21 protein-coding genes, 1 rRNA gene and 1 pseudogene are annotated in these 21942 nt (G+C 72.6%); 17 read left to right on the top strand and 6 right to left on the bottom strand.

Annotated features, from left to right (window positions below; genetic code table 11):
• From rrf to AB0947_RS40180, 10 genes are all read left to right on the top strand, one after another.
• Positions 1-87 (top strand): 5S ribosomal RNA (rrf, locus tag AB0947_RS40225); the annotation flags it as partial.
• A gap of 60 nt (positions 88-147) precedes the next feature.
• Positions 148-792, top strand: a complete 645-nt coding sequence (locus AB0947_RS40220; RefSeq protein ID WP_366755340.1) for an HAD family hydrolase — start codon at positions 148-150, stop codon at positions 790-792.
• 92 nt (positions 793-884) lie between these two features.
• Complete coding sequence (locus AB0947_RS40215) at positions 885-1598, top strand: VC0807 family protein (protein ID WP_366755339.1); 714 nt, start codon at positions 885-887, stop codon at positions 1596-1598.
• 105 nt (positions 1599-1703) lie between these two features.
• On the top strand, positions 1704-2921 hold the full coding sequence (locus AB0947_RS40210) for an MFS transporter (protein ID WP_366755338.1): 1218 nt from the start codon (positions 1704-1706) through the stop codon (positions 2919-2921).
• Entirely contained in the window at positions 2872-4044 is a 1173-nt protein-coding gene (locus AB0947_RS40205) for an acetoin utilization protein AcuC (RefSeq protein ID WP_366755337.1), read from the top strand. The genes AB0947_RS40210 and AB0947_RS40205 overlap by 50 nt, the downstream gene beginning before the upstream one ends.
• 100 nt (positions 4045-4144) lie before the next feature.
• Entirely contained in the window at positions 4145-4960 is an 816-nt protein-coding gene (locus AB0947_RS40200; protein ID WP_366755336.1) for a phosphatase, read from the top strand.
• Positions 4961-5089: 129 nt separating this feature from the next.
• Positions 5090-5302 (top strand): helix-turn-helix domain-containing protein, encoded by a 213-nt coding sequence (locus AB0947_RS40195; protein WP_121791081.1) that lies wholly within the window; start codon positions 5090-5092, stop codon positions 5300-5302.
• Between the two features lie 134 nt (positions 5303-5436).
• The gene (locus AB0947_RS40190; RefSeq protein ID WP_003948845.1) at positions 5437-5535 is read left to right on the top strand and encodes an AURKAIP1/COX24 domain-containing protein; all 99 of its coding nucleotides are present in this window, start codon (positions 5437-5439) and stop codon (positions 5533-5535) included.
• Positions 5536-5722: 187 nt separating this feature from the next.
• A complete protein-coding gene (locus tag AB0947_RS40185) occupies positions 5723-6784 on the top strand; it encodes an NAD-dependent epimerase/dehydratase family protein (RefSeq protein WP_366755335.1) in 1062 nt (353 codons plus the stop codon).
• 14 nt (positions 6785-6798) lie between these two features.
• Entirely contained in the window at positions 6799-7842 is a 1044-nt protein-coding gene (locus AB0947_RS40180; RefSeq protein WP_366755334.1) for a lysophospholipid acyltransferase family protein, read from the top strand.
• A gap of 73 nt (positions 7843-7915) precedes the next feature.
• Here AB0947_RS40180 and AB0947_RS40175 read toward each other — a convergent pair whose 3' ends face one another.
• The 3 genes from AB0947_RS40175 to AB0947_RS40165 all read right to left on the bottom strand — a co-directional run bounded on the left by AB0947_RS40175 (position 7916) and on the right by AB0947_RS40165 (position 11384).
• Positions 7916-9148 (bottom strand): DUF5667 domain-containing protein, encoded by a 1233-nt coding sequence (locus AB0947_RS40175; protein ID WP_366755333.1) that lies wholly within the window; start codon positions 9146-9148, stop codon positions 7916-7918.
• A gap of 234 nt (positions 9149-9382) precedes the next feature.
• Positions 9383-10177, bottom strand: a complete 795-nt coding sequence (locus AB0947_RS40170; RefSeq protein WP_366755332.1) for an ECF subfamily RNA polymerase sigma factor, BldN family — start codon at positions 10175-10177, stop codon at positions 9383-9385.
• A 286-nt stretch (positions 10178-10463) separates the two neighbouring features.
• Complete coding sequence (locus tag AB0947_RS40165; protein ID WP_079081089.1) at positions 10464-11384, bottom strand: HAD-IB family hydrolase; 921 nt, start codon at positions 11382-11384, stop codon at positions 10464-10466.
• 117 nt (positions 11385-11501) lie between these two features.
• Here AB0947_RS40165 and AB0947_RS40160 point away from each other — a divergent pair, with 117 nt between their 5' ends.
• From AB0947_RS40160 to hemB, 6 genes are all read left to right on the top strand, one after another.
• On the top strand, positions 11502-11783 hold the full coding sequence (locus AB0947_RS40160; protein ID WP_366755331.1) for a glutaredoxin family protein: 282 nt from the start codon (positions 11502-11504) through the stop codon (positions 11781-11783).
• A gap of 280 nt (positions 11784-12063) precedes the next feature.
• Complete coding sequence (locus AB0947_RS40155; protein WP_366755330.1) at positions 12064-12840, top strand: redox-sensing transcriptional repressor Rex; 777 nt, start codon at positions 12064-12066, stop codon at positions 12838-12840.
• On the top strand, positions 12837-14531 hold the full coding sequence (locus AB0947_RS40150) for a glutamyl-tRNA reductase (protein ID WP_366755329.1): 1695 nt from the start codon (positions 12837-12839) through the stop codon (positions 14529-14531). The genes AB0947_RS40155 and AB0947_RS40150 overlap by 4 nt, the downstream gene beginning before the upstream one ends.
• Positions 14528-15487: a hydroxymethylbilane synthase gene (gene hemC, locus AB0947_RS40145; RefSeq protein ID WP_366755328.1), complete on the top strand. Its 960-nt coding sequence runs from the start codon at positions 14528-14530 to the stop codon at positions 15485-15487. The genes AB0947_RS40150 and hemC overlap by 4 nt, the downstream gene beginning before the upstream one ends.
• On the top strand, positions 15484-17190 hold the full coding sequence (locus AB0947_RS40140; RefSeq protein WP_366755327.1) for a bifunctional uroporphyrinogen-III C-methyltransferase/uroporphyrinogen-III synthase: 1707 nt from the start codon (positions 15484-15486) through the stop codon (positions 17188-17190). The genes hemC and AB0947_RS40140 overlap by 4 nt, the downstream gene beginning before the upstream one ends.
• Positions 17191-17341: 151 nt before the next feature.
• On the top strand, positions 17342-18352 hold the full coding sequence (gene hemB, locus AB0947_RS40135) for a porphobilinogen synthase (protein ID WP_366755326.1): 1011 nt from the start codon (positions 17342-17344) through the stop codon (positions 18350-18352).
• Here the strand turns inward: hemB and AB0947_RS40130 are convergent.
• Entirely contained in the window at positions 18342-19079 is a 738-nt protein-coding gene (locus tag AB0947_RS40130; protein ID WP_366755325.1) for a DUF4232 domain-containing protein, read from the bottom strand. The genes hemB and AB0947_RS40130 overlap by 11 nt on opposite strands.
• A gap of 189 nt (positions 19080-19268) precedes the next feature.
• On the opposite strand from AB0947_RS40130, the pseudogene AB0947_RS40125 reads away from it, so the two are divergent.
• Positions 19269-20572, top strand: a pseudogene (locus AB0947_RS40125) (helix-turn-helix transcriptional regulator).
• A gap of 10 nt (positions 20573-20582) precedes the next feature.
• Here AB0947_RS40125 and AB0947_RS40120 read toward each other — a convergent pair.
• A complete protein-coding gene (locus AB0947_RS40120; RefSeq protein ID WP_366755324.1) occupies positions 20583-21407 on the bottom strand; it encodes a DUF4253 domain-containing protein in 825 nt (274 codons plus the stop codon).
• A gap of 80 nt (positions 21408-21487) precedes the next feature.
• Positions 21488-21877, bottom strand: coding sequence for a VOC family protein (locus AB0947_RS40115; protein WP_366755323.1), 390 nt, complete (start codon positions 21875-21877; stop codon positions 21488-21490).
• Positions 21878-21942 lie beyond the last annotated feature (65 nt).

The raw sequence follows: 21942 nt of genomic DNA, 5'->3' as shown, positions 1-21942 counted from the left end.
GGTTACATTCCGAACCCGGAAGCTAAGCCTCACAGCGCCGATGGTACTGCAGGGGGGACCCTGTGGGAGAGTAGGACGCCGCCGAACAATTTTTGGGAAAACCCCCGCACCTTCGGTGCGGGGGTTTTCTGCGTTTAGGGTGCACTCATGCGCTATGACCTCGTGATCTTCGACAACGACGGTGTCCTCGTGGACAGCGAGCCCCTGTCCAACCGGCTCCTGGCCGCCTATCTGACCGAACTCGGGCATCCCACGACGTACGAGGACTCCATCCGCGACTACATGGGGTCGGCGATGCACCGGATCCACGACCTGGTGCTGGAGCGGACGGGAGAGCGGCTGCCGGCCGAGTTCGACGAGGTCTTCCACGCGCGCGTGTTCGCCGCGTTCGAGCGGGAGTTGCGGCCCGTGCCCGGGGTGACCGGCGTACTGGAGAAACTGGCCGCGGACGGGGTGCCGTACTGCGTGGCCTCCTCGGGGAGTCACGCGCGGATCCGGGTCGGGCACCGGACGACCGGGCTGGACCGGTGGTTTCCCCGGGAGCGGGTCTTCAGCTCGGAGGATGTCGGGCGGGGCAAGCCGGCGCCGGATCTGTTCCTGCACGCGGCCGAGCGGACGGGTGTGGCCCCCGGGCGGTGCGTGGTCGTGGAGGACTCACCGCTGGGCGTACAGGCGGCTGTGGCGGCCGGGATGGACGTGTACGGGTTCACCGCGATGACGCCGGCGGCGAGGCTCGCCGGTGCCGGTCACCTCTTCTCCCGCATGGACCAGTTGCTCGACCTGCTGATATGACCCCGGTCGGCCGTGCGGGCTGACATCTGTCATGCGGAGCTCCGGACGAACGTTTCTACTGCCGGACCCGGCCCGGCAGCGAAGCTGAGGGCATGACGAAGAACACGGGGAACCAGGGCCGCGAGCCGGGCGTGCTGGACAACTTCAGACCGCTGCTCGTCGATGTGGCGCTGCCGCTCGGCTCGTACTACCTCTTCAAGGACGCCTTCGGGACGAGCACCTTCGCGGCGCTCGCCTGGAGCAGTGTCGTACCGGCGGTGCGGACGGTCGGGGGACTGGTCAGGGAGCGCAGGACCAACGCGCTGGCGGGGCTGATCCTCTTCGTCAACGTCGTGTCCCTGCTGCTGAGTTTCGTCTCGGGTGACCCGCGGCTGATGCTGGCCAAGGACAGCGGGGTCAGCAGCACGGTGGCCATCGGCATCCTGGTGTCCGTCCGGCTCGGCAGGCCGATGATGACCGCGGGCATGAAGCCCTTCCTGGTGAAGGGCAGCGCGGCGAGGGAAGCCGCCTGGCAGCGGCTGGTGTCCGGGGCGGCGGCCGACTCCGCGGCCTTCCGGTCCAGGGAGCGGGTGTTCTCCGTGGTGTGGGGCCTGGCCCTGCTGACCGAATGCGTCGTACGGGTCGTGGGTGCCTACACCGTCCCGGTGGACACCATGGTGTGGCTGGGCGCCGTGATCCTGATCGTCACGATGGTGATCGCTTTCGTGGTCAGCGGCGGGCTGGCCGCGGAGCCCATGGAGCGGATGCTCGCGGCCGAGGTGGAGGCCGGCCGGGCGGAGCGGCCCGAGGTGGCCGTCGCCGCCTGATCGCCGAGCGGAGGCCGGGTGGGCCGGAGCCCGGACCGAAGCTGAGGAGAATTCATCTTTGGCTGGATCTACCCAGCGGTAGCCCGGGGCCCTACTCTCGCCGCCATGACTGATGTGCTGCGGCGCGGTAGGGCCTCGCTGGCGTTCAGCTTCTTCGCCCAGGGCGTCGCCTTCGCCCTGCTGGTGACGCGCATCCCGGCCATCCAGGACCGGTACGGGGTGTCCGACGCGCTGCTGCCGGTCTTCCTGGCGGCCGTGCCCGTCCTCGCCGGGATCGGCAGCGTGTGCACCGAGCAGTTGGTGAAGCGGGTACGGCCCAGCCGGCTGCTGCGCTGGTCCCAGCCGGTGGTGCTGCTGGCGCTGCTCGGCGTCGGGGCGGGCGGGCACGGACAGGTCGCCGTACTGGCCGTGGCGCTGGGCGTGTTCGGCCTGGCGGTGGGTGCGCTGGACGCGTCCATGAACATGCTCGGCGTCAGCCTCCAGCGGTCGTACGGGCGCAGCATCATGCTCGGCTTCCACGCCGTCTACAGCCTGGGCGCGATCCTGGGGGCCTCGCTGGCCTGGGCGGGGGCGCACTGGCACCTGACGCTGTGGGTGTCGTACCTGCCGGCGGTGGCCGTGCTGCTGCCGGCGGCGCTGGCCGGGAGCCGGTGGTACGTGGACGGGGAACCCGTGCCCGACGCCGAGCGGAGCGCGGAGCGGGGGACCGTCGTCTTCAAGCTGCTGCTTCCCCTGTGTCTGGTGATGATGTTCGCGTACATCGGTGACTCGACCGTCTCCAACTGGAGCGCCAAGTACCTGAAGGACGTGCTGGGCAGCTCGGAGCAGCTGGCGACCGTGCCGTACAACGTGTACATGGTGACCACGCTCGTGGGGCGGGCCCTCGGGGACCTCGGGGTCCGGCGGCTCGGGGCCGTGGCGGTCGTACGGCTCGGAGCGGTGGTCGCGGCCTGCGGGTTCGCGGTGGTGGCCGTGGCGCCCGGCGCGTGGGCCGGGATGCTCGGATTCACCCTGCTGGGGCTGGGGTTGTGCGTGCTGGTGCCGCAGACGTTCGCGGCGGCGGGACGGTTGTTCCCCGGGACGTCGGACGCGGCGGTCGCGCGGCTGAACATCTTCAACTACGTGGGGTTCCTGGTCGGCGCGCCGCTGGTGGGCGCTCTGGGCGACGCGTGGAGCTACCGGGGGGCCATGCTGGTGCCGATGGTGTTGGTGCTGGTGACACTGGGGTACGCCAGGTCGTTCGCCACTCAACCGGACCGATACGGTGGCGGGCATGAGCGGCCGCGCACAGCTGATGTGGGACGAGGCAGTAACGGGCTATGACTTCGGCCGGAACCATCCGATGGATCCGGTCCGGCTGGAGCTGACCCGCCGGCTGGTGGGTGCCTTCGGGCTCGACCGGGAGGTGGAGGTCGTCGCGGCGAAGCCGGCCGGCGAGTCCACGCTCCGGCTGGTCCACCGGGAGGACTACATCGACGCCGTGAAGGCCGCGTCGGCCGATCCTGCGGGGGCGGACGGCTCGTACGGGCTGGGAACGCCCGACGATCCCGCGTTCGCGGGGATGCACGAGGTGTCCGCGCTGATCGCCGGGCAGTCGGTGGGGGCGGCCGAGGGGGTGTGGCGGGGCGACGCCGGCCACGCCGTGAACTTCGCGGGCGGGCTCCACCACGCCATGCCCGGTGGGGCGTCGGGGTTCTGCATCTACAACGACGCCTCGCTCGCCATCGCGCGGCTGCTGGAGCTGGGGGCCGAGCGGGTCGCCTACGTGGACGTCGACGTGCACCACGGGGACGGGGTGCAGGCCGCGTTCTGGGAGGACCCGCGGGTGCTGACGATCTCGTTGCACGAGCATCCCCGTACGTTGTTCCCGCAGACCGGGTGGCCGCAGGAGACCGGGGCGGGCGCGGGGGAGGGGGCCGCGGTGAACGTGGCGCTGCCGGCCGGGACCGGGGACGCCGGGTGGGTACGGGCCTTCCACGCCGTGGTGCCGGAGCTGCTCGCGGAGTTCCGGCCGCAGGTCCTCGTCACCCAGCACGGGGCCGACACGCACTTCGAGGATCCGCTCGCGCACCTGGCGGTCTCGCTGGACGCGCAGCGGGCGGTGCAGGTGGCGTGCCACGATCTGGCGCACGAGTACGCCGGGGGGAAGTGGGTCGCGCTGGGCGGGGGCGGCTACGCGGTGGTGGACGTCGTACCGCGGTCGTGGACGCACCTGGTGGGGATCGCGGCCGGGAAGCCGGTGGCTCCGGAGGCGGTGATCCCCGAGGAGTGGCGGCAGGCCGTGTACGCCCGGACGCGGCAGTCGGGGCCGTGGCGCATGACGGACGGGTTGTGGCCGGTGCCGTGGGCGTCCTGGGAGGAGGGGTACGACCCCGCCGACCGGGTCGACCAGGCCGTGCTGGCGACCCGGCGGGCCGTGTTCCCGTTGCGCGGCCTTCTTCCCTGACGGTGTCCCCCGGCCCACCCGGGGGCCGGGATTAGGCCAACCGTGCGGACTTCCGGCGTTCCCGTCCCGTCCGCACCGGTGATGGGCCACCATCGCATCCGTGTCGACCGCCGCCCGTCTCCGAGCGCATCTGGTGGCCGCCCGGCTGGCCGGTGTGGTGGCGACGTCACGGGAGGTGAGCCTGCGGAGCTACCGGCTGTTCGCCGCCCGGGACCCGCGCGTGCTGATCGGGATCGATCCCGAAGGGGCGTGGGGTGTCCGGGACCTGCTCGGGTTGATGGCGGAGAAGTGCGGGGTTTCGGCCGATCCTCGATACCTTTCCGGACCGGATGTGATCGATCCGGAGCGGACGCTCGCCGCGCTGGACGCTTTCGCCGGGCGGATCCGGGAGGTGGCCCGGCGTGGCGCGCCGGTGCTGCTCGGTACCGGGCACCCGCGTCCGCTGCTCGGTTTCTACGCCGGACTGGCGGACGCGTTGTCGGCGGCGGGATGTGAGGTCCTCACCCCGGCGCAGGGTCGCTGTGTCGACATATTGACCCGGTTCGGTCTACGTACCCATCGCCTCGAATACGTCCGGGGGGTTGCCCTGGTGCGGGAACCGGCGAGCGGGCGCCCCGGTTGTGAGCCGGGCGCCCACAGCCACTCGCCGCTCCCGGTTCGGGTCGCGCTGGACGCCGCGGCGGCGGCTGGCGGGCCGCTGCCGGAGCTGGTGGTGGGGGACCACGGCTGGGTCTGCGGTGCTGGTCAGCTGGGGTTCGAGGCCATCGGTCTGGCCGACACGGATGACCCCGCGCTGTTCGTGGGTGAGGCCGAGGGGCGGGTGTCCGTCGCCGTTCCGGTTGATGACGCAGTGCGGTCTGCTCACTACCAGCCGCTGATCCGCTACGTGCTCAATCGGGCGTGTCTGTCACAGTAGGCCGCCGATGGGTGCACCTCTTCCCCACTCGCATCACCCGCCCCTAGTCTGGGGAGTGAGCACGCAACGACGAAGAGTCACCGGAAGGGGAAGCCGGTGGCCGTCGAGTGCGGAAGGTTCAGGTGTGTCATGGCTGCAGCTGGCGAGAGGCCTCTGAACGAGGTTCAGTTCCTTACCGTGGCGGAGGTCGCCTCGGTGATGCGAGTGTCGAAGATGACCGTGTACCGCCTGGTGCACAGCGGTCATCTGCCCGCGATCCGGGTGGGACGGTCGTTCCGCGTCCCGGAGCAAGCGGTGCACGAGTACCTCCGCGACAGCTATGTGGGGGTGGAGACGGCCTGACGGCGACGCCCGGGTGCCCCCGGGCACCCCTCGATTACGACCTCGGCGCTCGGTTGGGTAGGCTAGCCCCTCGTAGGTCGTGTGGGCCCATGGCGCCCAAACAACCGAGTGATGAGAAGTGAGCGAGGGTAGTCGTGGGCTCTGTTATCAAGAAGCGGCGCAAGCGGATGGCCAAGAAGAAGCACCGCAAGCTGCTCAAGCGCACGCGCGTTCAGCGCCGTAACAAGAAGTAAGCGGCGCAGCGAGAGCGTGGCCCTGTGGCCCCCCACCAGCAGTGGTGGGGGGCCACAGGCATATACCGATGGGGGAATTTGCGTCGCCGGGCGCACCTGTGGTCATCACAGCGCACCATCGACCGGCTAGGTTGGCCGCACACGGGGAACGCGGGATACCGGTCATGCGGGAAGGAAGGCGCTGATCTTGGGACGGATCGTGCTCGTCACCGGAGTCGCCCGGCAGCTCGGCGGCCGGTTCGTGCGGCGGATCCAGCGGGACCCGGAGGTCGAGCGTGTGATCGCCGTGGACGCGGTGCCGCCGGCGCACCACCTGGGCGGCGCGGACTTCGTCCAGGCCGACATCCGGCAGCCGACCATCGCCCGGGTGCTCGCCGAGACCGGCGCGGACACGGTCGTCCACCTGGACGTCACGGGCACGGCCCTGGGCGGCGGCAGCCGGGCCACGGTCAAGGAGACCAACGTCATCGGCACCATGCAGCTGCTCGGCGCGTGCCAGAAGTCGCCGGCCGTGCGGCGGCTGGTGGTGAAGTCCAGCACGAACGTGTACGGCTCCGCGCCGCGCGACCCCGCCGTGTTCACCGAGACCACCCCGCCCAAGTCGCTGCCCAGCGGCGGCTTCGCGAAGGACGCCGTCGAGGTGGAGGGGTACGTCCGCGGGTTCGCCCGGCGGCGGCCGGACGTCGCCGTGTGCGTGCTGCGGTTCGCCAACATCCTCGGACCGGCCGCGGACACCCCGCTCGCCTCGTACTTCGCGCTGCCCGTCCTGCCGACCGTGTTCGGCTACGACCCGCGGCTGCAGTTCGTGCACGAGGACGACGTCGTCGAGGTGCTGCGGATCGCCTCGCACGAGCCGCGCCGGGGCACCCTGAACAGTGGCACCTTCAACATCGCCGGGGACGGCGTGCTGCTGCTCTCGCAGTGCTCCCGGCGGCTCGGGCGGCCCACCGTGCCGCTGCCGCTGCCCGCGGTCACCTGGGCCGGGTCCCTGGTGCGTACGCTCGGTATGACGGACTTCTCGCCGGAGCAGATCCGGCTGCTCACCCACGGGCGGGTGGTGGAGACCGCGCAGATGCGCGAGACGCTGGGCTTCACGCCCCGCCACACGACGGCCGGGACCTTCGCGGACTTCGCGCGCGGCCAGGGTGCCGGACTGCTGCCGCCGGAGGGCCTGGCGGCGGCCGTCGACCGGGTCGCCGCGCTGACCGCGAGGGCAGGCGGCCACCCCCAGAAGCACAGCGCCAACTGAGGAGAGCGGCAACGATGGCGGACGCCAAGGTCATTCCGTTCGACGACGACCGGTCCCGTGGGAACGCCGCACAGCGCCAGCCGCGGCGGCGGCGCGGTGCGCTCGGGGAGCCGGGGGAGATGGGCGCGGTCCAGCCGCTGCCGGGACGGGCGCGGGAGGACGCCCCTGTGAGCCGCGAGGAGGAGCCGCCGCAGACCGTGGAGGCAGGCGGGCGGGACGGCGGCCTGGAGCGGCGGGTGGCGGCCGGGCTGGCCTTCCTGCGGCGCCGGCTCACCGGGGACTACGAGGTCGACGACTTCGGTTACGACGAGGAGCTGACCGACCAGGTCCTGATGTCGCTGCTGCGGCCGGTGTTCGAGAAGTACTTCCGGGTCGAGGTGAAGGGCGTCGAGAACATCCCGGCCGAGGGCGGGGCGCTGATCGTCGCCAACCACTCCGGGACGCTGCCGCTGGACGGGCTGATGATGCAGGTGGCGGTGCACGACCACCACCCGGCCGGCCGTCATCTCCGGCTGCTCGCCGCCGACCTGGTCTTCGTGCTGCCGGTGGTCAACGAGCTGGCCCGCAAGCTGGGGCACACCCTCGCCTGCGCGGAGGACGCGGAACGGCTGCTGGGGCAGGGCGAGCTGGTCGGGGTGATGCCGGAGGGCTTCAAGGGGATCGGCAAGCCGTTCGGCGAGCGGTACAAGCTCCAGCGGTTCGGCCGGGGCGGCTTCGTCTCCACGGCCCTGCGCCAGGGGGTGCCGATCGTCCCGTGCTCGATCGTCGGGGCGGAGGAGATCTACCCGATGATCGGCAACGCCAAGACGCTGGCGCGAGTGCTGGGCATCCCGTACTTCCCGTTGACGCCGACGTTCCCCTGGCTCGGTCCGCTCGGTGCCGTTCCGCTGCCCACGAAGTGGACGATCCGGTTCGGTGAGCCCATCCCGACGGACGGGTATCCGCCGGAGGCGGCGGAGGACCCGATGCTGATGTTCAACCTGACCGATCAGGTGCGGGAGCAGATCCAGCACACGCTGTACAAGCTGCTGGTGCAGCGGCGCTCGGTGTTCTTCTGAGGCGTCCGGTGGACGGCACCGAGGGCGCCCTGCTCGGAAAAGGGCGCCCTCGGTGCCGTACGGCCGGGTGGCGTCAGCCCGCGTCCTGCCCGTCGATCCCCAGGCCGGGGAGCAGGTCGGGGATGAGCGGGGGGATCGTGACGTCGGGCTGTCCCGTGGGGGACTTGCCGGCGGACGGGGACGCGGTGTCGGACCCGGTCTTCGGCGGTTCGAGCAGGCCGCCGGTGTCACCGCCGATGAGCCCGTCGCCGCTGCTGCCGGTGGCCGGGCCGCTCGGCGTGCCCGTGCCGGTGTGCTTGCCTGCGGACGGCGTATTGCCCGCGCTGGGCGTGGTGGACCGGTGGCCGCCGGAGGTGCCGGTGGACGCCGGGCCGGAGCCGCCCGGGTGTCTGCCGCCGCCCGGCTGGGCGGGTGGCTGCGGGAGCAGCGACTGCAGCGGGGCGACCTCTTCGTCTATGGCGTCGAAGACCGAGGACACCTGCTGTTTCACATCGCCCAGCTGCGTGGGCAGCCGGTCGCTGAGCGCGCTCCAGACCTGCCGGTGGGACCGGGAGAACGTGGACAGCGCCTGGATGGGGCCGAGCGAGTCCGGGTCGGCCTCGTAGGCCGCGTGGAGCAGGCGGTGGCCCTCGGTGACGTCGTGCTGCATCCCGGACAGGGTGCGGCGGATCTCGCCGATGGACTCGTGGTCCAGGTGGCCGCCCCGGCCGCGCTCCAGCAGGCGCCGGGCCTCGCTGAGGCGGGTGGAGGCCTGGTCGAGGTAGGTCTGGCCGCGCTGGTCGTCGCCGTCGGTCAGGTAGTTGAGCTTGAAGTCCTCGATGCCGCGTTTCAGTCCGTACAGCGAGTCGCCGGGCAGGGCGTCGGTGCTGGCGGCGGCGACCCCGCCGAAGGCCCCGGCGGCCACGCCGACGCTGAGTCCGCCGGCCGCCAGGCCCTTGGTCAGTCTCGTGCGCGGGCGGAGCTTGCCCAGCGGGCTCGCCCGGTGGGCGCCCTTGGCCCGGTGGGAGCGCTGTTCCGGTACCGACGCACCCGTCGCCCCGGTTCCCTCCTGGAGCATGGCCTCCATCGCGGCCACCAGCTGGGCCCGCTGGACGACCTTGACCTCGGGGTCGAGCTGCGGCTTGGGCAGCGCGCCGAGGCCCGCCGCCAGGGCCAGCAGTCCGCCCTGCCCGGTCCGGTCCCCGGCGGTCGGCGGTGGTCCCGCCGGGCCTACGGACTGCTCGGCCGCCGTGTCCCGGTCGGACTGCTCCTCCAGGGCCTGGGCGAAGGCGTTCGCCCGCCGGTGCGCCGATACGTTCGCGATCACTGGCGGCACCTCCTCTCGTCATGACGGTCGACTCCCCAGGGGGTCCTGAGGGTTGCACGCCCATGGAACTTCCACGCGATCGGGCGATCGGGGTCGGCCAGGACGTGACCACAGGGAGCCTGTATCCCGCACAACGACTGGCGCGGCACTTGGGTTACGGACGGCGGATGACCGGATCGGAAAGGCAACGGACCCTCACCGGAGGTGAGTTGGCCGTCGCCCTGGGTCACGTGGTCAGCGGGCGTCGTCCGGCAGCAGCCGGGCGAGGGTGCGTACGGCGCGGTACTGGAGGGTCTTGATGGCGCCCTCGTTCTTGCCCATGACCCGGGCGGTCTCGGCGACCGAGAGGCCCTGGAGGAAGCGGAGCGTCACGCACTCCTGCTGCTGGGGGTTGAGCCGCCGTACGGCGTCGAGCAGGGCGGCGTTCGACAGGGACTCCAGGACGGAGTCCTCCGGGGAGCGTTCGACCTCGTTGGCGTCGAGCATCTCGCCGGTGGTGACCTCCAGCCGGAAGCGGCTGGACTTGAAGTGGTCGGCGACCAGGTTCCGGGCGATGGTGACCAGCCAGGCGCCGAAGTCGCGGCCCTGCCAGGTGAAGGTGCCGATCCTGCGCAGTGCCCGCAGAAAGGTCTCACTGGTGAGGTCCTCGGCGGTCGCCCGGCCGCCCACGCGGTAGTAGATGTACCGGTAGACGGTGTCGCTGTACTGGTCGTAGAGCCGCCCGAAGGCCTCGGCCTCCCCCGCCTGGGCGCGTTCGACCAGGTCCATCATCCGGGCGCTGTCGCTGTCGGCGGCCGGACGGCGGGCGGTGGCCGCGCCGGTGGCCCGCCCTCGTCTGCCGACGGCGGCGCTGCCGTCGGCCAGTGCGTAGCACGGGCCGGCGGGCGCGGCGGCGGCGAAGGCGGGGACGGCGGAGGCGGGGACGGCGTACGCGGTGGGGACGTGGCCGCGCAGCGTCTCTTTGACCATCGCGACCGTTGCGCGCAGCGTAGCCAGGCCCGAGGCGTCAACCCCGACGTGTGGGTACACGGGACTCCCAGAGGCAGAGCTTCCATCACGTGCAGTGCGGGACCGTTCACCCGTCGTAGCGACGGAGGGGTACCGGATTGCGTCTGAGGAGAATAACGCTTCGTGCAGGGCCTGCTACACCGAGTTGCTCAAATCATCGATTGCGTCGCATACGTAACCGTTTGATGGTGGGTCAAGTTTCGCAAGCTGATCGTTTGTTGACCGGAAAGAGGCCGGTTTCGGTAAGGAGCGGCGCGTGTTGAAATGGCCGCGGCATAATTCGTGCGCGCGGGACCCGCCGTGGCGGTTACCGGCGCCGTCGGCTCAGGGCGATCGCCGCGGCCGTGCCGCCGGCCACCGCGCCGACCCCGGCCGCCGCCGGGATGCCGACCTTCGCCGCCTTGCGGCCGGTGCGGTAGTCGCGCAGGCGCCAGTCCTTCTCGCGGGCGTGCCTGCGCAGCTTGGCGTCCGGGTTGATGGCGTAGGGGTGGCCGACCAGGGACAGCATCGGGATGTCGTTGTGGCTGTCGCTGTAGGCCGCGCAGCGCGACAGGTCCAGCCCCTCGGCGGCGGCGAGCGCGCGGACCGCCTCGGCCTTGGCCGGCCCGTGCAGCGGCTCGCCGACCAGCTTGCCGGTGTAGACGCCGTCGACCGACTCGGCCACCGTGCCGAGGGCGCCCGTGAGGCCGAGGCGGCGGGCGATCACCTGGGCGATCTCCACCGGGGCCGCGGTGACCAGCCACACCTTCTGGCCGGCGTCCAGGTGGGCCTGGGCGAGGGCGCGGGTGCCGGGCCAGATGCGGTCGGCCATGTACTCGTCGTAGATCTCCTCGCCGATCGACTCCAGTTCGGCGACCCGGTGGCCCTTGACGATCGACAGCGCCGAGTCGCGGGCGTCCTGCATGTGCTCGGGGTCCTCGACGCCGGCCAGCCGGAACCACGCCTGCTGCCAGGCGAAGCGGGCGAGGTCGCGGGTCTCGAAGAACTTCCGCTTGTACAGCCCCCGGCCGAAGTGGAACAGCGCGGCGCCCTGCATCACCGTGTTGTCGAGGTCGAAGAAGGCGGCGGCCCTGTCGTCCCCGATCACCGGGAACTCCGGTTCCTCCGGCGTGGCGCGCGGGGCTTCCTGCGAGGACTTGCGGGCGGCCTCCGCCGAGGCCTCGCCTGCCAACACGCTCCGCGCCGTGGCGGAGCGCCTACGGGGAGTGAGCCATCCGAGAGCGGCCATGGCGTGAGCATAGCCAGTCCGCCCGGCGGTTCCGGCGAGCGGAGGTTGGGAGGTTGTGAACTCTGCGCGACCGGGCCGTTGACGAAGCGATCCGGAACGGGCGCCGGGCGCGCGAGAATGGCCGGTATGAGTCCCCTCTTCCGACGCAGGGCCGAGCCGCGCGCGCGGCTGGTCACCCTCATCCGCAAGCCGGGCTGCCATCTGTGCGACGACGCGCAGGCGGTGGTCGAGAAGGTGTGCGGCGACCTCGGCGTGCCGTGGGAGCCGAAGGACATCACCGAGGACCGTGCGCTGCACGACCGCTACTGGGAGCAGATCCCGGTCGTACTGGTCGACGGTGAACAGCACACCTTCTGGCGCGTGAACGAGGAGCGTCTGCGCCGGGCACTGACCGACTAGTACAAACCGGCCGGAAAGTCGCTTAGGATCGACGGCGGTTTGGTCTCGGGGGCGGGATTCGTGAGGAGTGTGTGCGGTTTTGCCCCCAGTAACGAAGGAACGCCGCTGCGTATGCGCCGGTTCCCGGCGAGGGCGCAAAAGTGGCGTGACCCCGGTCACTTCTGCCGGGCAAATCGGACACCATCTTTGTGCACGCGTTCACAAAGACATAGCCTGCTGTCGACGGGGCGGTCTGGGGACGTATGACCGCCTACAGCCCCGCTCTACCCGCAGGAGCACCGTGGCAACTGGCCGAACACACCGACCGGCGACCCGTAGCCGAGGGATTCCCGAGGCCACCGTCGCCCGGCTTCCGCTGTACCTCCGAGCCCTGACCGCACTGTCGGAGCGCTCGGTCCCCACGGTCTCCTCCGAGGAGCTGGCCGCGGCGGCGGGGGTCAACTCCGCCAAGCTGCGCAAGGACTTCTCCTACCTGGGCTCCTACGGAACGCGCGGTGTCGGCTACGACGTGGAGTACCTCGTCTACCAGATCTCCCGCGAACTCGGCCTGACCCAGGACTGGCCGGTCGTGATCGTCGGTATCGGCAACCTCGGCGCCGCCCTCGCCAACTACGGCGGCTTCGCCTCCCGCGGCTTCCGGGTCGCCGCCCTGATCGACGCGGACCCGGCGATGGCCGGCAAGCCGGTCGCCGGCATCCCCGTGCAGCACACCGACGACCTCGAGAAGATCATCGAGGACAACGGCGTGTCCATCGGCGTGATCGCCACCCCGGCCGGCGCCGCCCAGCAGGTCTGCGACCGCCTCGTGGCCGCCGGCGTGACCTCCATCCTGAACTTCGCGCCGACCGTGCTGTCCGTCCCGGACGGCGTCGACGTGCGCAAGGTCGACCTCTCGATCGAACTCCAGATCCTCGCCTTCCACGAGCAGCGCAAGGCCGGTGAGGAGACCGCCGCGGGCGACGGCGCCCTGCCCGCCGCCGCGTCCCGTGGCGCGGCCGCCGACGACTCCGCCGACCAGGGGCCCGACGGGGACGTCCCCGCCGTGATGCCGGCATGAGTCTCCTCGTCGTCGGACTGAGCCACCGCAGTGCCCCGGTCAGCGTGCTGGAGCGGGCCGCGCTGAGCGCGGACGCCCAGGCCAAGCTGGTCCAGGACACCGTCGCCGCCGAACCCGCCGGCGAGGCCGCCGTGCTCGCGACCTGCAACCGCATCGAGCTGTACGCCGACGTGGACAAGTTCCACGCCGGTGTCGCCGAGCTGTCCACGCTGCTCGCCCAGCACAGCGGGGTCGGCCTGGAGGAACTCACCCCGTACCTCTACGTGCACTACGAGGACCGGGCCGTCCACCACCTGTTCTCGGTGGCCTGCGGGCTCGACTCGATGGTCGTCGGCGAGGGGCAGATCCTCGGCCAGATCAAGGACTCCCTGGCGCGCGCCCAGGAGCTGCACACCGCGGGCAAGCTGCTGAACGACCTGTTCCAGCAGGCCCTGCGGGTCGGCAAGCGTGCCCACTCCGAGACCGGCATCGACCGCGCCGGCCAGTCCCTGGTCACCTTCGGCCTGGAACAGCTCGCCGTCGGCACGTCCGTCCCCGAGTGGGCCGCGGGCAAGAAGGCGCTGGTCATCGGCGCCGGCTCGATGTCGTCCCTGGCCGCCGCGACGCTCGCGCGCGCCGGGGTCGCCGAGGTCGTCGTCGCCAACCGGACCTTCGAGCGGGCCGAACGGCTCGCCGGGATCCTCACCGAGTCCGACGAGAACGAGGTGACCGCCCGCGCCGTGCGCATGGACGCGGTCGCCGACGAACTGACACGTGCCGACGTCGTCGTCTCCTGTACCGGGGCGACGGGCCTGGTGCTCACGGCGGAGGCGGTCGCGCACGCGGTCGAGGGCCGTACCGGAGCCCCCGCCGCCGACGCCGGTGCCACGGCAGCGCGGCCGGAGGCCGTGCAGCCCGAGGCCCCCGCACGGTCCACCGGCACGGGCGCCGACGAGAACTGCCCGCTGGACCTGGCCGCCGTACAGCCCGGCTTCTCCGTCATGGGCGAGGCCGCCGTGGCCGGCCTGGACGCGGCCACCCTCGAACAGCACGCGGCCTGGGTCGCGGGAGGCGCCGTCGACCGGCGGGACCGCCGGACCCCGGAAGCGGACGCCGAACTGATCACCGCGCTCGCCGCGACCGCCGCCACCGTCGGCCGCATCCCCGAGCGGCGCAGGCCCGAGCCGGTCGCCGAGCGGCCCGCTCCCTTCTTCTTCCTGCTCGACCTGGCCATGCCCCGCGACATCGACGCGGCCGTGCACCGGCTGGCCGGGGTCCGCCTGGTCGACATCGAGTCGCTGGCGGAAGCGTCCGCCGACGCGCCGATGGCGGCCGACGTGGACCAGGTCAGGCGTATCGTCTCCGACGAGGTCGCGGCCTTCGGGGCGGCACAGCGGGCGGAGCGCATCACGCCCACCGTCGTCGCGCTGCGCACCATGGCCGCCGACGTCGTCGCCAGTGAGATCGCGCGCCTCGACGGCCGCCTGCCCGGCCTGGACGAACGCCAGCGCGGCGAGATCCGCCAGGCCGTGCACCGGGTCGTCGACAAGCTGCTGCACGCGCCGACCGTACGGGTCAAGCAGCTCGCGGCCGAGCCCGGCGGCGCCGGGTACGCCGACGCGCTGCGCACCCTGTTCGACCTCGACCCCGAGACGGTGGCCGCCGTCTCCCGGGCCGGGGACAGCACAGACACGAAGGACCGACCGGCATGACTGAGAAGGCGTTGCGGCTGGGGACCAGGCGGAGCAAGCTCGCCATGGCCCAGTCCGGGCAGGTGGCGCAGGCCGTCCGCCAGGTGACCGGGCGGCCCGTCGAGCTGGTCGAGATCACCACCTACGGCGATGTCTCCCGCGAGGCGCTCGCGCAGATCGGCGGCACCGGCGTGTTCGTCACGGCGCTGCGCGACGCGCTGCTGCGGGGCGAGGTCGACTTCGCGGTTCATTCGCTCAAGGACCTGCCGACCACGCAGCCCGAGGAGCTGGTCCTGGCCGCCGTACCGGTGCGCGAGGACCCGCGGGACGTGATCGTCGCCCGGGACGCGCTGAAGTTCACGGACCTGCCGCGGGGCGCGCGCGTCGGCACCGGTTCGCCGCGCCGCATGGCGCAGCTGAACGCGTACGCCCGCACGCACGGCCTGGACATCGAGACGGTCCCGATCCGCGGCAACGTCGACACGCGGATCGGATACGTCCGCGACGGCGAACTGGACGCGGTCGTCCTGGCCGCCGCCGGACTGAACCGGATAGGCCGGATCGACGAAGTGACCGACTTCCTGTCGGTCGACACGGTTTTGCCCGCCCCCGGCCAGGGGGCCCTGGCGATCGAGTGTGCCGCGGGCAACGCGGACCTCGTCGCCGCGCTCGGTGCGCTCGACGACCCGTTCACACGGGTCGCCGTCACCGCCGAGCGGTCACTGCTCGCCGCCCTGGAGGCCGGTTGCAGCGCACCTGTGGGCGCGCTGGCCGACCTTCTGGCCGACGGGCAGACTGTCAAGGAAATGCGCCTGCGCGGCGTCGTCGGCACGACCGACGGCACCCGCATGGTGCAGCTGTCCACCACCGGTCCCGTGCCCCAGACGCACGACCGGGCGACGGCACTCGGTCGCGAACTCGCCACCGAGATGCTCGCCCAGGGCGCGGCCGGTCTGATGGGGGAGCGAGCACATTGAGCCCCACCACCCTTCCCGCCGGTCCGGAACACGGGCACGTCACCTTCCTCGGTGCCGGACCCGGGGATCCGGGACTACTGACTCTGCGCGCCGTGGAGGCGCTGTCGACCGCGGACGTCCTGGTCGCCGAGCACGAGGTGCTCGACGTCATCCGGACGCACGCGCGGCAGGGCGTCTCCGTGGTGCAGACGGACGCGGACTCCGCGATGTCCCCGCCGGGCACGGGCACGCCCCAGCTGACGGTCGTTGACGGCACGTCAGCACCCGTCGCCGTCCCGGCCCCCGCCCGGGATGCCGCTCATCTTGTCATGGAGGCCGCGCGCGGCGGCAGGCGGGTCGTCCGTGCGGTGTCCGGGGACCCCGGACTCGACACGTACGCGGCGGAGGAGATGCTCGCCTGCGCCGCCGCCGGGGTGCCCTTCGAGGTGGTCCCCGGTGTCGCGGCGGCGGTCGGCGTGCCCGCGTACGCCGGTGTGCCGCTGCGGGACGCGCAGGGCGCGGACGTCCGCTTCGTGGACGCCCGCACCGCCTCCGAACGGTGCTGGACGGAGGTGGGCGCGTCGGACGGCACGGTGGTCGTCTCGACGACCCTGGACTCGGTCGCCGCCGCGGCGGGCGAACTCGTCTCGGCGGGCCGCAAGCCGGACACCCCGCTGACGGTGACGGTCGCCGGCACGACGACCCGGCAGCGGACCTGGACGGCGACGCTCGGCACGATCGCGCAGACGCTGAAGCAGGCGAAGGTGCTGCCGTCCCCGGACGGCGGCCGGCCGGTGATAGCCGTGGTCGGCGAGCGTTCCGCCGCCGCCCGGCGCGACCAGCTGTCGTGGTTCGAGTCCAAGCCGCTGTTCGGCTGGAAGGTGCTCGTGCCGCGCACGAAGGAGCAGGCGGCGTCGCTCTCCGACCAGCTGCGGTCCTACGGCGCGGTGCCGCACGAGGTCCCGACGATCGCGGTGGAGCCCCCGCGCACCCCGCAGCAGATGGAGCGTGCGGTCAAGGGCCTGGTGACGGGCCGCTACGAGTGGATCGCGTTCACCTCCGTCAACGCGGTGAAGGCGGTCCGGGAGAAGTTCGAGGAGTACGGCCTCGACGCGCGCGCCTTCGCGGGCATCAAGGTGGCCGCGGTGGGCGAGCAGACCGCCAAGGCGCTGATCGCCTTCGGCGTGAAGCCGGACCTGGTGCCGAGCGGCGAGCAGTCGGCGGCCGGCCTCCTGGAGGACTGGCCCCCCTACGACCCGGTCTTCGACCCGATCGACCGTGTCTTCCTGCCCCGGGCCGACATCGCGACCGAGACCCTGGTCGCCGGTCTGATCGAGCTGGGCTGGGAGGTGGACGACGTCACGGCCTACCGGACCGTGCGCGCGTCGCCGCCGCCGGCGGAGACCCGCGAGGCGATCAAGGGCGGAGGCTTCGACGCGGTCCTCTTCACGTCCTCCTCCACGGTGCGCAACCTGGTCGGCATCGCGGGCAAGCCGCACAACGTCACGGTGATCGCGTGCATCGGCCCGGCGACCGCCAAGACCGCCGAGGAGCACGGGCTGCGGGTCGACGTGATGGCCCCCGAGCCGTCCGTGCACAAGCTGGCGGAGGCGCTGGCGGACTTCGGCCTGAAGCGGCGCGCCGCGGCGCTGGAGGCGGGTGACCCGGTGACCCGGCCCAGCGAGCGGAGGCCGGGGGCGCGCAGGCGGAGGTCTACGACCTGAGGTAAGGCGGAGCGTGCCTTCCGGCGCGCTCCGCCCGGTCGTTGTCGTGGCCGACTGCTCTCCGGAACGGCTTGCGGGGTCGTAAGCCGCCCCTCCCGGCCCGACATCGCGTCGGCAAAGGCGCAGGCCCGGCGGGCGTAGCGTAGAGGGCATGACGAAGTACGGATCCTTCCCCGGTACGCGTCCCCGACGGTTGCGCACCACCCCCGTCATGCGCCGCATGGTCGCCGAGACCCGGCTGCACCCCGCCGACCTCATCCTCCCCGCGTTCATCCGGGAGGGCGCCGCCGAGCCGGTGCCGGTCGCCGCGATGCCCGGCGTCGTGCAGCACACCCGGGACAGCCTGAAGAAGGCCGCGCTGGAGGCCGTGGAGGCCGGGATCTCCGGGATCATGCTGTTCGGCGTGCCGGAGGAGGCCAAGAAGGACGCCCAGGGCACCACTGGCACCGACCCGGACGGAATCCTCCAGGTCGCCCTCCGCGACGTCCGGGCCGAGGTCGGCGACGACCTGCTCGTCATGTCCGACCTGTGCCTGGACGAGTTCACCGACCACGGGCACTGCGGGGTCCTGGACGCCGAGGGCCGTGTCGACAACGACGCCACCCTGGAGCGGTACGCCGAGATGGCCCAGGTGCAGGCCGACGCCGGCGCCCACGTCGTCGGGCCCAGCGGGATGATGGACGGCCAGATCGGTGTCATCCGGGACGCGCTGGACCAGATCGGCCGCGAGGACGTCGCGATCCTCGCCTACACCGCCAAGTACTCCTCGGCCTTCTACGGCCCCTTCCGCGAGGCCGTCGCCTCCTCCCTCCAGGGCGACCGCAAGACCTACCAGCAGGACCCGGCCAACTGGCGTGAGTCCCTGCGGGAACTGGAGCTGGACCTCGCCGAGGGCGCCGACATGGTGATGGTCAAGCCGGCCGGGCCCTACCTCGACATCCTCGCCCGGGTCGCGGACGCCGTGGACGTGCCCGTCGCCGCCTACCAGATCTCCGGCGAGTACTCGATGATCGAGGCCGCCGCCGAGAAGGGCTGGATCGACCGCGACCGGGCGATCTTCGAGACCCTGACCGGCATCAAGCGGGCCGGGGCGCGCACCATCCTCACCTACTGGGCCACCGAGGCGGCCCAGAAGCTGCGCCGGTCCCCGTTCACCAGTTGAGGGCGTCGTCCCTGTCCTGCTGCCAGTACGTCACCTTCAGCGAGCTGTCGTAGTAGACGCCCTCGGCCGGCAGGGACGGCGTCGCGGACGGGCCGCCGCTGCTGTTCGGGGTGAGTCCCTGGAATCCCACCGTCAGCCTGCGCGCCGTCATCCCGCCCGTGCCGCTGCCGTCGGCGGCCGACAGCAGCACCCCCGCGTATCCCGACTCGCCGGGCGCCAGGGACACCACGGCCTGCGGCTGGGTGTCCCGGTCCGCCTGCGGCACCCACTGCATCTGGTCGAAGCGGAGCACCGGGTAGTACGGCAGCTCGCAGGTCCTGCCGCCGGTGTTCTTCACGGTGATCAGCATGTGGTTCAGTGGCCGGGCGACCGGCTGCGCGGTGACGGTCGTGTTCGCGCCGTTGCACAGCACCACGGAGGCGCCGGCGCTGCCGGAGGTGCCGGTGCGGGTGCCGCCCTGGGTGCCGCGCGCGGCGGGGGAGGCGCTCGGCCGCGCGTCGGGTGCGTGGGTACGGGCCACGGGCGCGCCGTTCGCCGTACGGCCCCCGGCGGCGGCCTGGGGCGTCCGCGCCGCGGCCTCTCCCGACGCGGCCTTCTCCGCCGACGCCACCGGCGTCGTCGGCCGGGCGGCGCCCTCGTCCTCGGTGCCCGTCCCGTTGCCGCACGCCGTGAGCGCGAGGGCGGCGACGGCGGTGCCGGTGGCGGTGAGCAGACGGATGTGGCGCATTCGCATGGCAAGTCCTCTTTGGGGCTGGGCCGGTTGACGTGCTTGGATGACCCCAGCCTGTGGGCCGGTCCGTCCCGGCGGCCGGCAACGGCCGGACATCCGGGACGCTGGAACGCCCACACCGGCTGTGACCTGCGGGAACAGTCCCTCCCTGGAACGCCCGGGTGGGACGAGGGGGACGGAGAAACGGTGTCGGACGGCACGTCGGAAAGCGGATTCGCCGAGCTGCTGCGGGAGTTGAAGAACCGCTCCGGGCACAGCTACGGCACGCTCGCCAAACGGCTGCACCTGAGCACGTCGACGCTCCACCGGTACTGCAACGGGGACGCCGTACCGGCGGACTACGCGCCCGTCGAGCGGCTCGCCCGGCTGTGCGGGGCCACGCCCGGGGAACTCGTGGAGCTGCACCGGCGGTGGGTGCGGGCGGACGCGTGGCGGGGACGGAAGGAGCCCTCACCGCCGGCGGTGACGGAGCCGTCACGGAGCCGGAGCCGGAGCCGGTGGCGGTCACGGAGCCGGTGGCTGAACCCGACCCGGCACCGGCGGCCGGAGCCGCACCCCGGCGCCGCCGCCCCGTCGCCCTCCTCGCCGCCCTGACCGTCACCGCGCTGCTCGGCACCGTGGCGGTCGTACTGAACCTGCCCTCCGGGCACTCCGGTGACGGAGCGCGGGACGGCCGGGAGAGCCGGGACGGCAAGGGCACCACGGCCACCTGGGAGGCCGCCGCCCGGGACAGCGCACCGCCGGAGCCGACGGCCGCCGGCCCCGAGCCGCACCGGTCCGCCAGCCGGTCCGCCTCCCCCTCGCCCAAGGCCCCCGCCGCCCGCGGCGGAACCCCGGCGGGCGGCCCGGCCGCCGCCACGACCGGGCGGACGACGGCCGCCCCGCCCCTCACGGTCACCACCCACCCCTACAGCTGGGAGAGCCCCTGCTCCCAGCACTACCTGATCGACCGGCCGCCCACCGCCGTCGCCCCGCCGCCGCTGGAACAGGACGCGCCCGCCTGGGTGGACGTGCACCAGGCGGTCTCGGCGGGGGAGCAGTTCGTCACCTTCACCGTGCAGGGCACCGGCGACGACACCGTCGTCCTGGAGAAGCTGTCCGTGCGCATGGCGGGCAAGCGCTCCCCGCTCGCCTGGAACGACTACGCCATGGGCTATCCCGGCGTCGGCTGCGGCGGCGGCGTGCCGACCCGCTCCTTCACCGTCGCCCTCGACGCGATGCGCCCCGCGCCCGTACCGGAGGCCGGGAGCCGGAACTTCCCGTTCAAGGTGAGCCGGGCAGACCCCGAGGTCTTCCACGTCACCGCGGACGCGTCCGCCTACGACGTCAGCTGGTACCTGGAGCTGTCCTGGTCCAGCGGTGACCGGCACGGCACGCTGGTGGTCGACGACGCCGGCCGGCCGTTCCGCACCAGCGGCGACAACGGCCGGCCCGCCTACGCCTTCCCCCTCGGCGGCGAGAAGTGGCGTCCGGCGTCGGAGGTGGACTGACGCCTGCGGCTCACTCCCACCAGAAGGCCCAGCTCGTGGCGCCGACCAGCTCCTTCGCGTACGCCCCCACGCTCCCCGGGCCGCTCTGCACCACGGCGTTCGGGCACAGGGCGTAGTGCTCGGCGGCCAGCACCTCGGCGTCGTCCAGGCCGGTGGGCGGCGCCGCGACGGACACCACCAGCACGTCCGGTCCGAGCGCCACCACCCGGACCCCGAACCGGTCCTCCCACGACCGCAGCACCGCGCAGATCCGGGCCACGTCTCCGTCGTGGTCCAGGGTGCCGGTCCAGCCGATCGCCGCGGGTATGTCCGCGGACCGGCGGGCCGGCACGAGGGCCAGGTGCGGCTCCTCCAGCCACTCGGCCCACGTGTCCGGGTCCTGGTGCAGCGCGTCGGCGACCTGCGCGGCCCGGCTGCCCGGATCGGCGGCCAGGAGCCCGGCCGGGGCGAGCCCCGGCCACGGGACGCCGAACGGCTCGGTCTCCTCGCCGCCCTGCCCGCCCGTGGCCTCCGCCCAGTACTCCGACAGCACCTCCGCGGCCTCGTGGTCCCCCGGGTACGACGCCTCGCCCGGCAGCAGCACCCAGTCCTCCGGCCCGGTCCGGCAACCGGCCATGTCCACCAGCACCGGCAGCAGCCCGGCACGGGACGCCGGCGCACCCAGCGCCTTGAAGGTGCCGGGCGAGGAGGGCTTCTCCGCGTGCCACAGCAGGGGCTCGTGCCAGGGGCCGTCGTCCGTCTCGTGCACCAGTCTTCCGGGCGGCAGCCGAAGGCCGAGGGAACGCCCACTGGGGTCGGTGGCCAGCTTGGGCAGCGGGTTGGGAAGAGTCGCCATGCCGGTGACTGTAAAGCCCGCCACTGACAACGCCGTTGAGCTGCGCGGCCACCCTGGCGGGCCCGTCGTCCGGCCCGGTGTCAGACCAGGGTCGTGATGCAGAACGGGTGCCCCGCCGGGTCCAGCAGGACCCGCCAGCGGTCCGGCTGCGGCTGGTCCTCCGGCTTGGTCGCGCCCAGCTTCAGCAGCCGCTCCTCGGCCGTGTCCAGGTCGTCCACGCCCACCTCGATGTGGGCCTGCTTCTCCTGGTCCGGGTCCGGCCAGGTGGGGCGGCGGTAGCCGGCCAGGCGGTTGAAGCCCAGGCCCGGCGCGCCGTCCTTGCCGCCCAGGAAGACGAAGTCGTCGGAGGCGTAGGCGACGGGGAGGCCGAACATCTCGCCGTAGAACCGGGACAGTCCGGCCGGGTCGGCGCAGTCGAAGGTGACGGCGGCGTAGCGGAAGACGGGTGCGGAAGCGGTGTCTGTGCTCATGGGGACGACCGTAGGACACGACCCGGACAGCTTCGGTCCTGGTCGTGCGGCCCGGTGTGGAAAAC

Source organism: Streptomyces sp. NPDC047841, assembly GCF_040704085.1.
Classification (GTDB): Bacteria; Actinomycetota; Actinomycetes; order Streptomycetales; family Streptomycetaceae; genus Streptomyces; species Streptomyces argyrophylli.
This window is presented reverse-complemented; position numbering and strand designations above follow the sequence as displayed.

What these genes read in the sequence shown, in the direction of transcription:
- AB0947_RS40220 (WP_366755340.1), top strand. Translation starts at nt 148, where the DNA reads ATGCGCTATGACCTCGTGATCTTCGACAACGACGGTGTCCTCGTGGAC.
- AB0947_RS40215 (WP_366755339.1), top strand. Translation starts at nt 885, where the DNA reads ATGACGAAGAACACGGGGAACCAGGGCCGCGAGCCGGGCGTGCTGGAC.
- AB0947_RS40210 (WP_366755338.1), top strand. Translation starts at nt 1,704, where the DNA reads ATGACTGATGTGCTGCGGCGCGGTAGGGCCTCGCTGGCGTTCAGCTTC.
- AB0947_RS40205 (WP_366755337.1), top strand. Translation starts at nt 2,872, where the DNA reads ATGAGCGGCCGCGCACAGCTGATGTGGGACGAGGCAGTAACGGGCTAT.
- AB0947_RS40195 (WP_121791081.1), top strand. Translation starts at nt 5,090, where the DNA reads ATGGCTGCAGCTGGCGAGAGGCCTCTGAACGAGGTTCAGTTCCTTACC.
- AB0947_RS40180 (WP_366755334.1), top strand. Translation starts at nt 6,799, where the DNA reads ATGGCGGACGCCAAGGTCATTCCGTTCGACGACGACCGGTCCCGTGGG.
- AB0947_RS40165 (WP_079081089.1), bottom strand. Translation starts at nt 11,384, where the DNA reads ATGGCCGCTCTCGGATGGCTCACTCCCCGTAGGCGCTCCGCCACGGCG.
- AB0947_RS40160 (WP_366755331.1), top strand. Translation starts at nt 11,502, where the DNA reads ATGGCCGGTATGAGTCCCCTCTTCCGACGCAGGGCCGAGCCGCGCGCG.
- AB0947_RS40150 (WP_366755329.1), top strand. Translation starts at nt 12,837, where the DNA reads ATGAGTCTCCTCGTCGTCGGACTGAGCCACCGCAGTGCCCCGGTCAGC.
- hemC (WP_366755328.1), top strand. Translation starts at nt 14,528, where the DNA reads ATGACTGAGAAGGCGTTGCGGCTGGGGACCAGGCGGAGCAAGCTCGCC.
- hemB (WP_366755326.1), top strand. Translation starts at nt 17,342, where the DNA reads ATGACGAAGTACGGATCCTTCCCCGGTACGCGTCCCCGACGGTTGCGC.
- AB0947_RS40130 (WP_366755325.1), bottom strand. Translation starts at nt 19,079, where the DNA reads ATGCGCCACATCCGTCTGCTCACCGCCACCGGCACCGCCGTCGCCGCC.
- AB0947_RS40120 (WP_366755324.1), bottom strand. Translation starts at nt 21,407, where the DNA reads ATGGCGACTCTTCCCAACCCGCTGCCCAAGCTGGCCACCGACCCCAGT.
- AB0947_RS40115 (WP_366755323.1), bottom strand. Translation starts at nt 21,877, where the DNA reads ATGAGCACAGACACCGCTTCCGCACCCGTCTTCCGCTACGCCGCCGTC.